A 14,777-nucleotide genomic window follows, 5' to 3' on the forward strand; every position below is an offset into this window, starting at 1 on the left:
GTTAATTTATGATGACGTTCTATCTAGAAAGATGTATACAAATTTAAGAAGAATGTCTATAACTAATGTTTTCTACAAATTAATAAACCGTTAATTATTATTCGAATTTAACATATAGGTAATGTTTCTATAATAGAAGTATAATTTAAAACTAACATATACTTTACAAACCAAACGGACTTTTGCCAATGTAAATAACGAACAATAATGAAGAAAATACTATTTATTGCTTTTATAGCATTTAGCCAACTATTAACAGCGCAAAACAAAGGAACCTTAAAAGGTTTGTTAACCGACAAAGAAACTAATAATGCGCCTTTACCTTTTGCGAACGTTTTTATTAAGGGAACTACAATTGGTACAACTACAGATTTTGATGGGAATTACTCTTTTAAAATCCCTACAGGAACGCATAAAGTATCTTTCAGTTTTTTAGGATATAAGACCATAGAAAAAAACTTTACAATAAAAGGAGGGGAAACCCTTGCCCTAAACCAAACAATGTCTGCAGAAGAGGGGGTAGGCTTAGGTGAGGTTGTTATTAAATCATATACAAGTAAAGAGTCTGCTAATGCACTTTTATTAGCACAAAAGAAGGCAACAATAATAAAAGAAAGTATTGGGGCACAAACCTTAGCAAAAATTGGAGTTTCTGACGCTGCAAATGCGACGACTAAAATTTCTGGAGTTGCAAAAAGTGAAGGTTCTGGGAGTATTTATATTAGAGGTTTAGGCGATCGGTATTTATCAACTACAATGAATGGTTTACCAATACCTTCGGATGATGTTTCTAACAAGAACATTAATTTAAGTCTGTTTTCTACAGACGTTATAAAGAATGTAGGTATTAGTAAAACATATACAACGGCTAGTTACGCAGACCAAGGCTCTGGTAATGTAAATGTTAATTCAAAAGAATTTATTTCTAATGCATATACTGTTTCATTCTCTGGAGGTGTAAATACAACTGTTTTAAATCTCTCAGATGATTTTAGAACAACAATTATTAATGAAGATGTTGCGGTAGGTTTTCATAAAAAAACCTATGCATTACAAAACTTAATTACGCTGCAAGGTTGGGATACAAGAACAATTTCTTCCCCAATTAATTTTAGTGGCTCTTTTTCTGCAGGACAGAAATTTGAAGTTTTAGGAAAAGAAGTAGCTGTTTTTTTAACGGGTTCACACTCTAAATCTTTTACACACCAAAAAGGAATTTTTAAAACGTACAGATCTAATGTTTTAAATAGCGAATTTACAGATGCAGAAGAGTATGGTGCTTTAGCAAATACTACGGGTTATGTGAATTTTAGATTGAAGCTAAACGATAATAACAAGTTGAAATACAATACTCTTTTTGTAAATACAGGTACAGATAATTTGTATGAGCAAGGTAGAAATGGTTTAGGATATGTTTTTGATCAAGATCCGCAAGAAGAAGGCGCTTTTATTAGAGATCAAAATTTTAAACAAACTACAATGTTGGTAAATCAGTTATTAGGAGAACATAATTGGAGTGAAAACAATACTTTAAATTGGGCTGGAGGCTACAATTTTGTTTTAGCAGAAGAGCCAAATAGAATTAGAAACGAAATAAATATTTTAGACATTACTACTTCTCCAGAAATACAATATGCTCATGTTGGCGATTATCAACAAAGAAAATCTAGCCAAAAAATACAAGATACAGAATATACTGCTTTTTTAGAAAATAAATGGGCTTTGGGTTCTAAAGATGACAATAAACCGTACTCTTTAAACTACGGATTGAATTACAGACATAAACAAAGAGCTTTCAAATCTTTATTTGTTGGTGTAAGATCAAAAGGATTTAAGGCACCGTCTATAGATGATTTATCAGAAACATTTACAACAACAAATTTTAATAACGGGTTGAGATTAAGAGTAGGTGAGACAGATAGATATCATGCAGATTTAGAGATTCTGGCAGGTTTTGTAAATTTCGATTTTAGTTTTGATAATAAATTGTCTGGTAATTTAGGGGTACGTTTTGAAAGAGATGAGTTAGATGTAACTTGGGATGTTACCAATTATGTTGGCAGGTTAGGTACTTTAAATAAAGTCTATGAAAGTGTATACCCAAGTATAAATTTAAAATATGAGTTAAAAGAAAATCAATATGTACGTTTTGCTTCTAGCATAACGCAAACTTTACCAGAGTTTAAAGAATTAGCGCCTTTTGAATATGTTTCTCCAACAGGTAGAGTTGTAAAAGGAAATCCAGATTTAGAAAAATCTGACATTTATAATTTCGATTTAAAATATGAAGTTTTTCCTAATAGCGGACAACTGTTCTCTGGAACAGTATTTTATAAACACATTAAGAATCCAATCACTTTAGCGCAATCTAGAGGTTCATCTGGTTATTTTGTGTATTCAAATACAGGAAAAGAGGCAAATGTTTACGGTTTTGAGTTAGAGGCTAAAACAGATTTAATTAAAAATGATGCTGAAGAAGGAGTCTTAAACTTTACCGGTAACATTACAAAAATGTGGCTAAAGCAAGACTTATTAAAGGAGTTTCAATATAAAAATAAGATAACATCTAGCTTGCAAGGAGCGTCTGACTTTATTGCGAATGGATCTTTAAGTTTTAGTAATAAAAAAGAAAATGAATTTGTTGCAACGTTAACAGGTAATTATTCGTCAGACAAAATTTTTGTTTTAGGATCTCCAGAAGATTTTGCAAATAGTGCCGAGTTGTACAATGACGAAATTATAGAGAAAGGTTTTGTGACCTTAGATTTTGTGATAAGTAAAGAGTTAACAAAAAAAATCACCGTAAAATTAGTTGGTAAAAACGTATTAAATCCAGAAATAAAACAAACACAAAAAGTAAGAAGTTTAATCTCTAAGATTGAAAGTAATGAAACAATATCTTCTTACAAAAATGGAAGTCGGGTAACTTTAAGTTTTAAATATACGTTCTAGTTAATAACCATTCCTTAACAAATCAGTCAAATTCATAAAAAGCCTAACATACTATTAATCTTTAGGTAAAGACAAATAAAGAGGAAGGTGATTTCTTTGTATAAAAATAAAATCAAACAAATTTAAAATGAAAAAATCAATTTTTAAAATTCTTAATGTTGTAGCTTTTTCTATAGTTACATTATCGTTAACAAGTTGTGATAGCGAAGAGCCAGAAATCATTTTACCAGGTGGCGAATCTGAAGTAATAGAAAATTTAAAAACAGGTGTAATGGATGGTAAGCTTAAAGAAGATTATACATTAGAACCTGGGGTAACGTATAGTTTAAACGCTTCTTTTACAGTTGATTCAGGAGCAAAATTAACAGTACCTGCAGGGACAAAAATTCAAGCTTTAAATGGAGGTACTAGCGTTTTTATTGCAGTTTTACAAGGAGGAAAAATAGATATTCAAGGGACAGAATCTAATCCGGTAATTATGTCTTCAGCATCAGGAAATCCTGGAGATTGGGGAGGTTTAACAATTTGTGGAGAAGCTACAACGAGTGCAGGTGTAGCAGCAGAAGCAGAGGTTGGCGGTTTTATTTATGGGGGTACAGATGATACCGATAGCTCAGGTTCTATAAACTATTTGGTTATAAAAGGGACAGGAGCTCAAATTAGCTTAACATCTCAATACAATGGTGTTTCTTTTTACGCTGTTGGTTCTGGTACTACTGTTAGTAATGTTGCTGTAATTAATGGTTCGGATGATGGTGTGGAGTTTTTTGGAGGTACAGTATCTGTTTCAAACTTATATTTAGAAAATAATGAAGACGATGCTATCGATTGGACCGAAGGTTGGAATGGTACTGTTTCTACTGCATATATTTCTCATACTAAGGCAGGGTTTTCTACGGTTTTTGAAGGAGACAAAGGCAATGGAAATCCTAAATTTAATAATATAACGGCTATTTCTACTGTAGGAGGTAAAGCATTACAATTTAAATTACAATCTGGAGGCACAATTTCTGGTTTGTCTTTAAGTGGATATGATGTAGATTTAGATATGAAAGATGGTGGTAATACGGCGAATGTTGTATTTTTAGAAGGTTATTCTCCCGTTGCACTTGCTACAGAAGCAGAAATGACAACTTCAACAGATTACTTTTATACATTAAACACAAGTGTAGTACCAACCGTTAATGCTTTAGAATTTGATTGGGTACCTACAGATTTAACATTTGATAATGCTACCTTACAAGGTGCAGTAAGTACAAACGTTACTTTAGATGCTGCTGTAAGTTATACTTTAAATTCCTCTTACATTGTGCAATCTGGTGCAACATTAACCATTCCTGCTGGAACAAAAATAACAGCTAGAGATGGCGGAACAGGAGTTTATATTGCAGTATTACAAGGTGGTAAAATAGATATTCAAGGTACAGCAACTAATCCTGTTGTAATTTCATCTGTTTCTGCAACTCCAGGAGATTGGGGAGGTTTAACAATCTGTGGAAACGCAACTACATCTGCCGGTATTAATGCAGAAGCAGAGGTTGGTGGTTTTATTTACGGAGGAATAAATGATACAGACAATTCTGGGTCTATAAAATACTTAGTAATAAAAGGAACTGGGGCTCAAATTAATTCAGAATCTCAATACAACGGAGTTTCTTTATATGCTGTTGGATCTGGAACTACACTTGAAAATATTTCTGTAATAGATGGTGCAGATGATGGTGTAGAGTTTTTTGGAGGAACAGTCTCTGCTAAAAATCTATATTTGGTAAATAATGAAGATGACTCTGTAGATTGGACAGAAGGATGGAACGGTACAGTTACAAATACTTATATTTCTCATACTGTTGCTGGTTTTTCTACTGCTTTTGAAGGTGATAAAGCTAATGGAAATCCTAATTTTGTAAACTTAACAGCTATTTCTACAGTAGCTGGTACAGCTTTACAGTTTAAAAAGACTTCTGGAGCCACTATTACTAATGTTTGGTTAGAAGGATATGCGAAAAATATCGATATGAAAGATGGTGGTTCATTGGCAAATGTTATTATAGATGGTTCTGCAGCAACAACAACAGCAGAGTATAAAACAGGGACTAAAGTAGATGTTTCTACTTGGACTTGGAAAAGTGCAGGTTTGTAGTCTAATAATATTCATAGAATAAAAAAAAGCAGGCTTTAAGCCTGCTTTTTTTATTTTACAAAATAAGAATATTTTACTCAGTTTCTTTTGCACAACAAGCCATTTTACAATCATCTGTGCAAATCATTTTGCCGTTTACAGTTTCACCAGAACAACAACCTTTTTTATTTGTATTTAGTTCGCATTTTTCTTTACAAGTATTAGAACAAATATGTGGTTTTTTAGAAGCTATCAAAGTTGTGTTTTCTGAAGCTTTGTACAAGTCTCCACCAGCAATTCCATCTACGTAAGCAATTAAGTCTTTTGTAGAAGTCGTATTTGCATCAAACTCTATCGTTGCAATACTGTCTGTAAAAACAACTTTAGCATCTATTACACCTTCTTTTTTAGACAACTTAGATTGAATTATTTTTGCACAACCAATTTCACAAGTCATACCAGAAATAGCAAGAGAAATTTTTTCTTTTTTAATTTCTTTATTACACCCTATAAAAACAAAACAAGCAACAGCAATTGAATAAAATATTTTTTTAGTAGTCATCATATTTAATTATTAGATTATGCTACAAATTTATCAATAATCAGGCTCATATTTCAATAATTGTAAGACTTTTACGGCTTTAACTTTTGAAGCATGAATAATCAACAACAAAAATGGCTTTACCTTGCGTTACTTTCTCTGGTTTGGGGAAGTTCATTTATTTTAATGAAAAAGGCATTGTTGGGTGTAACACCTATTCAGCTAGGTGCCTTAAGAATGATTTTTACAGCTATTTTTCTTTTAACGGTTGCTGCTCCATCATTAAAAAAAATAAAAAAGAAACATTATAAATATATTGTTTACACTTCTATCGCGGGAACTTTTGTTCCTGGGTTTCTGTTTGCTTTTGCAATTACAACAATAGACAGTTCTATTGTGTCTATTCTAAATTCATTAACACCTTTTTATACGTTAATATTTGGTGCAATGGTTTTTGGTTTCGCTTTTAAAAGAAGGCAATTATACGGAATTTTAATTGGCTTGTTAGGAACCTTAATTCTAATTTTAAAAGGAGCTGCTTTAAACCCTGATCAGAATTATTGGTATGCTTTTTTAATAATTATCGCTTCTGTTGGGTACGCATTTAATGCAAATATGGTGAAGAAGTATTTAAGTGATTTGAACGCACTTTCTATTGTAACAGGTAATTTTTTATTATTACTTATTCCAGCAATTGTGGTTTTAGGCTTCACAGATTTCTTTGCTACGTTTGATGTTGAGAATAAAGTTTTAATGCAGTCCTTAGGGTATTTAGCAATTTTATCAATTGTAGGAACTGGAATTGCAAAAACTATTTACAATAAGTTGGTTCATATTTCAGATCCTGTTTTTTCATCTTCTGTAACTTATTTAATTCCATTAGTGGCAATCTTTTGGGGAGTGTTAGATGGTGAAAAATTAAGTACGCTTCAGGTTTTCGGAGGAGTTGTTATTCTAATAGGAGTTTATTTGGTGAATAAGAAAAAATAGTTTTTTAGAAACAATTAAATTAACGAATGTCTCACTGAGCTTGTCGAAGTGCTTTTTGCTCTTTGAATTTAAAAAAAGATCTTAGCGATCTCTGCGTATTATTTGCGGTTAATCTTCAGTTTTAAAAGATGGTTTAAGTAACTAATGTTAGACAGCCTTAAAGTTTCGAGAGTAACGAAGTGCCCTTTTAAGCTTCCCTTTGTGAAAATTTGTAAAATTCGTGTTTAAAAAATAGCAATAAAAAAAGAGCCAAAACCTAAGTCTTGACTCTCTATTTTTAAAAATATTTCTAAAATTGATTACTTAAAATCTGCATCAGAAACACCTTCGTTTATTTTTACTTCTTTTATTTTGAATTCTAAATCCATTGGTCCCATTTTTTGACCGATGGTATGTGGAAATTTAATTCCGTTTACTTCTTTATAGTCAGAAAATACTGTTGGCGTTTTTACTTCTTTACCATCTGGCGTTTTTACAGTTTTTACTTCTTTTATTTTTAAACCAGAAGTCATGTCGTAATAAACCTCTGTATCGTTAGATTTTAAGACGATTGCATTTTTACCTTCAATTGGCTCTATTCTAACCAATTCACCAGACATATAACTTACATCATTAAAAAGAGCATTTCCGCTTTTTGCTTCCGCAATTTGCTCTGCTTTCATGTCCATTCTCTGACCTCTAGACTCAGAATATCCTGTCGTTCCATCAAAAACTGTTTTAGAGGCAACATTTCCCATTACAGAAACAACCTGTGAAGTTTTATTTGGCGCAGATGCTTTCATTGTCATGACTAAAGGAGTTCCTTGTATTGTAGCATTGGCAACCATCATTGTTGTTTTAACAGCCATCACTTTATCTTTACCTCCAATTGCTTCAAAGTATTTGTTAACAACAGTTTTAGCCGTCATTCCTGCAGGAATTGGCATTGTCATAGCTGGCTTTTCTGTTGGGTTTCCTTCAGTATCAAAATAACTGATTACATAATCTGTTTTCTCTAAGTTTTTAAGAACCTCAATTCCTTTACCAGTAACCATTATTCTAGCTTTATCTCCTCTAAAATATTTAATTGCTGCATTTTGTACATCAGCTACAGTTACAGAATTAATGTTTTTAATATAGTTCGCATAAAAATCTTCTGGCAAGTTGTAAAGTGCAATATTAAGTGCGTAGTTTGCAGCAGTTGCAGGTTTCTGAACGTCCATTACAAAACCACCAATATATTCTTCTTTGGCATCTTTTAATTCTTTCTCTGTTACTTGTTGGTAACGAATTTTATTTATTTCTTTTTGTATTTCTACAACAGAACTATCTGTTACCATATTTCTTACACTTGCAGTAGCTCTAAAAGTAGCTGTATTTGTTTGTCTGCTTTGACCAACTCTAGAATAAGAACCATATGTATATGCTTTATCTTCTCTTAAGTTTTTAAAAAGTCTAGCACCACCACCGCCACCAAGAATTTTATTTGCCAATAAAGCTGCATAATAATCTTTGTCTCCTAAAGTTAGGTCAATGGTGTTTACAACCGCAATTTCAGACTGATTTGCATTTGGCATATTAACAAAACTAATTTGTGTAGTAGAAAGATTTTCTGGTGCAGAAAAGGCAGCAGCAGCTATTTGTCCTTTTTTCCAATCAGCAAATAACTTCGTTACTAATTTTTTAGTCTCTTTTGGGTTGATATCTCCTACAATAATTAAATAGGCATTGTTAGGTCTGTAGTACGTGTTAAAGTTGTTTTTTACATCTGCTAAAGTAATCTTGTTTACAGAAGTTTTACTTGTAAATTCTCCGTAGGGATGATTTTTACCGTACACCAAAATACTTTCTACTCTACTAGCAATTACAGGGATGTTTTTTTCTAAAGACTTTAAATTCTCTAAAGTAACCTCTTTTTCTTTATCAAATTCTTCTTGCGTAAATTGAGAGTTTTTTACACCATCTGCCATTAAACTTAATACTTCTGGGAAGTATTTTTTTAAAGATCTTGCAGAAGCACTAGTACTATTAAAGCTAACATTTGCTCCTAAGAAATCTACCTTTTCGTTAAAGTTGTCTTTACTAATTTTTGTAGTTCCTCTACCTAATAAACTACCCATCATGCTAGAAACACCAGCTATTTCACCCTCAAAATAAGGTTGATTGTCTATTCTTAAAGTAGCAGCAACTCTTGGCAATTTATGGTTTTCTACCATAATTACGGTCATACCGTTGTCTAAAGAAAATTTCTCTGCGGTTCCTAATTTTACAACAGGATCTGGTCCTGGAGTAGGCATTTTACTTCTGTCTATTTGCGCGTTTGTGGCAAAAGACAATGTTATAATTGCTATCGTTGATAAAATTTTTGTCTTCATCTTATTTCTTATTTTTTCTTAGGTAAATATTCTAAGATTAATCTCTGGTTTTTATTTAAGTATTTATTCGCAACTGCTCTAATTTCTTCACGAGTAACAGATCTGTAGATGTCAATCTCCGAATTAATTAAATTAGTATCTCCATACATTACATTATATCTAGCCAAAGAATTTGCAATTCCAACAACACTAGCGTTGGCGTTTACATAATTGTTTTCAAACTGATTTTGAATTTTTTGAAACGCTCTTTCAGAAATTAAGTCTGTTTGAATTTTTACAATTTCTTCATCCATTTCCTTTATCAAGTCATCTAAGGCAACTTCCCCAAGTGGAATCGCAAATAATGCATACACACCATAATCTTGTTGTGAAACGTTTGCAGCCTGAACAGCTAGTGCCATTTTCTTCTCATCTACCATTTTTTTATACAAAACAGAGCTCTTTCCACCACTTAAATAAGTAGAAATCATATCTAAAATTTTAGAATCTCTAGTTTTAAAAGAGGGCGTTCTGTAAGCAGCTACAATAGCTGGTATTTGAATATTGTCATCATAAGCCGTTGCTCTATATTCTTCAGTAATAGGAGCTTCTTTCGGGAAGTTTCTTACAACATCTGCTCCTCTAGGTATCGGCCCAAAATAAGCTTTTATCATTTTTTTAGCAGACGCAAAATCAATATCACCAGCAACAACTAACGTTGCATTATTTGGTACATAATATTTTTTGTTGAACGCTAAGAACTCTTCTAAGGTAGCTGCATCTAAATGTTTCATGTACCCTACATTTGGGTCTTTGTATGGGTGCACTTTAAATAGGTTCTTAGATATTTCAGGTAATAAATTAGAATACGCTCTTGTACGCTCTCTTTTTTCTTCTTTTACAACATCATTTTGTGTGTCTACACCTTCTTGTTTAATAATTGGGTGTAATAAACGCTCAGACTCAAGCCATAAACCTAACTCTAATTTGTTCGAAGGAAAAATCTCATAATAATAAGTTCTATCTTGAGAGGTATTTGCATTTACTCTACCTCCATTAGAAGCCACAATATTCATCCATTCACCTCTTCCAATATTTTCGGTTCCTTCAAATAATAAGTGTTCGAAGAAGTGTGCAAAACCAGTTCTTTCTCTACTACCATCTTTACCACCAACACCATACATTACAGAAGTAATTACTACGGGCGCAGAATTGTCTTGATGCAAAATTACTTGCATTCCGTTGTCTAACTTGTACTCTTCAAATTCAACTTTTTGTGCATTTACAGAAAACGCAACCAACATAGCTGAAGCAAGAGATAAAATACTTTTTTTCATTGATTTTTTATTTAATTAATAATAGATGCTTTGTTTGACGCCGAGAAATTCTCTTTGTTACAATAAATTAGCATTTTTTATAAGGTTTCACCAAAAATAGTAAGAATCTGTTGAAAAAAGAAACTTAAAAAATTATTTATTCACTTGATTCTAATGCTTTTATTTTTTTTTGAAGCAATGTTGTAGCTTTCTAAAAAAGATGTATATTTGCATCCGTATTTTCAAGAGAGAAGGTGCGTTAACCAGTATTAATACGCAAAACAAATAGTATGTACGCAATCGTAGAGATAGCAGGGCAGCAGTTTAAAGTAGCAAAAGACCAAAAAGTATACGTTCACCGTTTACAAGGAGAGGAAGGATCAAAAGTAACTTTTGATAACGTTCTTTTACTTGATGACAATGGAAGTGTATCTATTGGCGCCCCAGCTATAAAAGGAGCCGCAGTAACGGCAACAATTTTAGGTCACTTAAAAGGTGATAAAGTAATCGTTTTCAAGAAAAAAAGAAGAAAAGGTTACCAAAAGAAAAATGGACACAGACAAGCTCTTAGTGAGATTCAAATTGAATCTATCGCTGCTACAGGTGCTGATAAAACTGCTTCTAAAAAAGCAGAAGCTCCAAAGGCAGAAACAGCATCTAACGATTTAAGTTCTATGACTGTTGCTGAATTAAAAGCTTTAGCTAAAGAACAAGATATCTCTGGATATACTTCTTTAAAGAAAGCTGAATTAATAGAAGCTTTAACTAAATAAGAATTTACAAATTTTAAAACCATAACATCATGGCACATAAAAAAGGAGTAGGTAGTTCGAAGAATGGTAGAGAATCAGAATCGAAACGTCTAGGAGTAAAAATATTTGGAGGACAAGCTGCAATTGCAGGAAACATTATTGTTCGTCAAAGAGGTACAACTCACAATCCAGGAGAAAACGTTTACATGGGTAAAGATCATACTTTACATGCAAAGGTTGATGGAGTAGTGGAATTTAGAAAGAAAAAAGACAATAGGTCTTATGTTTCTATAACTCCATTTGAAGCTTAGTAAATAAGTATCAAATAACACTATAAAAAAGCACTAACATTTATTTGTTAGTGCTTTTTCGCGTTTTAGAACTTTCCATTTTGTACTTTTACTCCCATGAAATTAGTGTACAATTTTGTAGTGTTTTTAGCTGATTTGTTATTGCCAATAGTAGCTTTGTTCAGTAAAAAAATAAAACTTTTTATTGCAGGAAGAAATGAAACTTTCTCTAAAATATCCTCTTTAAAAAACGAAAAGGTAATTTGGTTTCATGCTGCCTCTTTAGGTGAATTTGAGCAAGCAAGACCAATTATAGAGGAATTAAAAAGCAAGTATAAACAGCATAGAATTTTAGTAACTTTTTTTTCTCCTTCTGGTTATGAAGTTAGAAAGAACTATAATTTAGCAGATGTGGTTTGCTATTTGCCTTTAGATTCTAAATCGAATGCAAGAAAGTTTGTGGAAATTGTAAATCCAGAATTTGCTATTTTTGTAAAATATGAATTTTGGCCAAATCTTCTAAACGAGCTTAAAAAGAACGAAATTAAAACCATCTTAGTTTCAGGAATTTTAAGAAAAGAGCAGTTGTTCTTTAAAAGTTATGGCGGCTTTATGAGAAAGTCTTTAGAGGCTTTTCATCACTTTTTTGTGCAAGATAATACCTCTAAAGAGTTGTTAGATTCTATCAGTTTTAAAAATGTAACAGTTGCAGGAGATACTAGATTCGATAGAGTTTTAGAAATTTTAGAACAAGACAATTCGCTAGATTTTATTAATGAATTTAAAGATAATAGATACACTATTGTTGCAGGAAGTACTTGGAAAGAAGATGAAGAATTATTAGTTCAGTATATCAATAATAAGGCAACAGAAGATGAGAAATTTATTATTGCACCGCACAATATTAAAAAGGATGCGATTTTAGAGTTGCAAAAAACCATCAATAAAAAAACAGTTTTATTTTCAGAAAAAGAAGGTAAACAATTATCAGAAAAGCAAGTTTTTATTATTGATACCATTGGTATTCTTACTAAAATTTACGCGGTAGCAGATATTGCTTATGTTGGTGGAGGTTTAAAAACCGGTTTGCATAATATTTTAGAACCAGCAACTTTCGGAATTCCGGTAGTTATTGGGCATACATACGACAAATTTAAAGAAGCTGTAGATCTCGTTAAAATAGGTGGTTGTATTTCAATAAGAAACCAAGAGGAATTTAACGACAGTTTTATTAGTTTAAAAGAAGATGTAAGTTTTAGAAACTTAACCGGAATCATCAATAAAAAATACATTGAAGATCATTTAGGAGCAACAAATTTAATAATGAATTATTTAAAAGATAAAATTTAAATTAATGTCAGTTGGTGTGATTTTGATTTTCTTCAAAATTGTATCGAGAACAAATTAAAGAAAGTATGGATTTTATATTACAACCTTGGCCGTGGTACATTGGCGGCCCATTAATAGCAATTTCGTTGTTATTGTATTTTTACTTCGGAAAGAATTTTGGAGCATCTACAAACTTCGATACGTTGTGTACAATGGCTGGCGCAGGAAAAGTGTCAGATTATTTTAAGAAAGATTGGAAAGAACGTGATTTTGCTTTGCTATTTGTAGTTGGGTTAATTATTGGCGGTTTTATTTCTGCGTGGTATTTAATTCCGAATCCGGCCATCGATTTGAATCCAACAACGGTTAAAGAATTAACAGATTTAGGCTTTTTAAATGTTGGAAATCAATATTTCCCTGACGAAATTTTTGGAGAAGAAGCATTTTCTTCAATCAAAGGATTTTTAATTTTAATAGTATCAGGAATTTTAATAGGTTTTGGAACGCGTTATGCCGGTGGTTGTACTTCCGGACACGCAATTACAGGTTTAAGTAGTTTACAATTCCCTTCTTTATTGGCGGTAATTGGTTTTTTTATTGGAGGAATAATTGCTACTTGGTTTATAATTCCAATGCTGTTTTAAGTCAACGATAAATAATTGATAAAAAAAATGTCACACTAAGCTTGTCGAAGTGTAAATAAAATATATAAATGAAAAACATTAGATTTTTAATATTAGGAATTTTTTTCGCAATTGTATTAAGTAAAACGCAAGCCATTTCTTGGTATCGCTTTTATGAGATGTTTAAGTTTCAGTCTTTTCATATGTTCGGAATTATTGGAGGTGCAGTTGTAATTTCTGCAGTATTTATGCAATTGTTTAAAAGTGGGAAAATAAAAGATATCAATGGAAATAAAATTGCGCCAACGCCAAAGAAAAAAGGTTTTATAAGTACCCTTTTAGGAGGTACTTTTTTTGGTTTAGGTTGGGGAATTTCTGGCGCTTGTGCGGCACCCATTTTTGTAATTCTTGGGTTTAAATTAATTCCTGCTTTAATTTTATTGTTTGGCGCACTTTTAGGCGCATTTATTTACGGACTATTAAGTAAAAAATTACCAAATTAAATGAGCAAATTAAAAGACAATTTTGGACGACAAATGGAATATGTACGATTGGCAGTTACCGACCGTTGTAACTTGCGTTGCCAATATTGTATGCCTGCTCAAGGAATAGAAATTGTTCCGAGACAAGAATTACTCACCTTTAAAGAAATGTACCGTCTAATTCGTGTATTAACAGAATTGGGCGTTACTAAAGTTCGTTTAACTGGTGGCGAACCTTTTGTGCGAAAAGATTTTGTTGGTTTTTTAGAAATGTTATCTTATAATGATTTATTAGAAGCCATTAATATTACCACAAACGGTGCAATGATTTCTAAGCATATTTCTAGAATAGAACAATTAGAAAAAGTAAAACATATCAATTTAAGTATCGATAGTTTACAACGAGAAAAATTTGCTAAAATTACAAGAAGAGACGTTTTTCCGGAGGTTTATGAAACGTTTGAATTGTTAGAGAAAAGTACTTTAAATTTAAAATTGAATGTTGTAGTACAATCTGGTTTTAATACCGATGAGATTGTCGATTTTGTAAGGTTGACAAAAGATAAAAATGTTGCGGTTCGTTTTATTGAAGAAATGCCTTTTAACGGAAAAGGACAGCGTGAAATGGAAGAAAACTGGACGTTTAAGAAGATTTTAAATGAAGTGAAAACTGAGTTTGATGTCAAAGAAATTCAATCTGAAAAATCATCAACTTCTAGAAACTATGCAATTGACAATCATTTAGGAACCTTTGGGATAATTCCTGCTTTTACAAGAACGATCTGTAACGATTGTAATAGAATTAGAATTACATCAACAGGAACTTTTAAAAACTGTTTGTTTGATGATGGTGTTTTTAATTTACGAGATTTTATAAGAGAAGGAGCATCTAATGACGATTTAAAAGAACTCTTTTTAGGTTTGGTAAAAGACAAGCCAGAAAATGGTTTTATAGCAGAAGCTAATCGAAAAGATGGTGGTGCTTCAGAAAGTATGAGTACAATTGGAGGGTAAAAGAGTGTATACTTGTACAGTTCAACTAGATTGTTG

At 31.9% G+C, this 14,777-nt stretch carries 12 protein-coding genes; 9 read left to right on the forward strand and 3 right to left on the reverse strand.

Annotated elements, in window-relative coordinates; all coding sequences use genetic code 11:
* Nucleotides 1-207: 207 nt before the first annotated feature.
* Complete coding sequence (locus ES045_RS14815) at nt 208-2,952, forward strand: TonB-dependent receptor (RefSeq protein ID WP_147117062.1); 2,745 nt, start codon at nt 208-210, stop codon at nt 2,950-2,952.
* Between the two features lie 127 nt (nt 2,953-3,079).
* Nucleotides 3,080-5,092 carry a hypothetical protein gene (locus ES045_RS14820; RefSeq protein ID WP_147117063.1) on the forward strand — a complete coding sequence of 671 codons (2,013 nt, stop codon included), beginning with the start codon at nt 3,080-3,082 and terminating at the stop codon, nt 5,090-5,092.
* 73 nt (nt 5,093-5,165) lie between these two features.
* Here ES045_RS14820 and ES045_RS14825 read toward each other — a convergent pair whose 3' ends face one another.
* Entirely contained in the window at nt 5,166-5,636 is a 471-nt protein-coding gene (locus tag ES045_RS14825) for a cation transporter (protein WP_223267271.1), read from the reverse strand.
* A gap of 90 nt (nt 5,637-5,726) precedes the next feature.
* On the opposite strand from ES045_RS14825, the gene ES045_RS14830 reads away from it, so the two are divergent.
* A complete protein-coding gene (locus ES045_RS14830) occupies nt 5,727-6,602 on the forward strand; it encodes a DMT family transporter (protein WP_147117064.1) in 876 nt (291 codons plus the stop codon).
* A 299-nt stretch (nt 6,603-6,901) separates the two neighbouring features.
* Here the strand turns inward: ES045_RS14830 and ES045_RS14835 are convergent, their stop codons facing one another.
* Both ES045_RS14835 and ES045_RS14840 read right to left on the reverse strand, forming a co-directional pair.
* The gene (locus ES045_RS14835; RefSeq protein WP_147117065.1) at nt 6,902-8,956 is read right to left on the reverse strand and encodes a M16 family metallopeptidase; all 2,055 of its coding nucleotides are present in this window, start codon (nt 8,954-8,956) and stop codon (nt 6,902-6,904) included.
* Between the two features lie 8 nt (nt 8,957-8,964).
* On the reverse strand, nt 8,965-10,272 hold the full coding sequence (locus ES045_RS14840) for a M16 family metallopeptidase (RefSeq protein ID WP_147117066.1): 1,308 nt from the start codon (nt 10,270-10,272) through the stop codon (nt 8,965-8,967).
* 269 nt (nt 10,273-10,541) lie between these two features.
* Here ES045_RS14840 and rplU point away from each other — a divergent pair, with 269 nt between their 5' ends.
* The 6 genes from rplU to moaA all read left to right on the forward strand — a co-directional run bounded on the left by rplU (nt 10,542) and on the right by moaA (nt 14,741).
* Nucleotides 10,542-11,024: a 50S ribosomal protein L21 gene (gene rplU, locus ES045_RS14845; RefSeq protein ID WP_147117067.1), complete on the forward strand. Its 483-nt coding sequence runs from the start codon at nt 10,542-10,544 to the stop codon at nt 11,022-11,024.
* A gap of 29 nt (nt 11,025-11,053) precedes the next feature.
* Nucleotides 11,054-11,314 (forward strand): 50S ribosomal protein L27, encoded by a 261-nt coding sequence (gene rpmA / locus ES045_RS14850; protein ID WP_036782547.1) that lies wholly within the window; start codon nt 11,054-11,056, stop codon nt 11,312-11,314.
* A gap of 96 nt (nt 11,315-11,410) precedes the next feature.
* Complete coding sequence (locus ES045_RS14855; RefSeq protein WP_147117068.1) at nt 11,411-12,643, forward strand: 3-deoxy-D-manno-octulosonic acid transferase; 1,233 nt, start codon at nt 11,411-11,413, stop codon at nt 12,641-12,643.
* A 65-nt stretch (nt 12,644-12,708) separates the two neighbouring features.
* A complete protein-coding gene (locus ES045_RS14860; protein WP_147117069.1) occupies nt 12,709-13,266 on the forward strand; it encodes a YeeE/YedE family protein in 558 nt (185 codons plus the stop codon).
* Between the two features lie 68 nt (nt 13,267-13,334).
* A complete protein-coding gene (locus tag ES045_RS14865) occupies nt 13,335-13,748 on the forward strand; it encodes a YeeE/YedE thiosulfate transporter family protein (RefSeq protein WP_147117070.1) in 414 nt (137 codons plus the stop codon).
* A complete protein-coding gene (gene moaA / locus ES045_RS14870; protein WP_147117071.1) occupies nt 13,749-14,741 on the forward strand; it encodes a GTP 3',8-cyclase MoaA in 993 nt (330 codons plus the stop codon). It begins immediately after the preceding gene.
* Nucleotides 14,742-14,777 lie beyond the last annotated feature (36 nt).

The organism is Polaribacter sp. IC073 (genome assembly GCF_007997075.1).
In the GTDB taxonomy this organism is placed as follows: Bacteria; Bacteroidota; Bacteroidia; order Flavobacteriales; family Flavobacteriaceae; genus Polaribacter.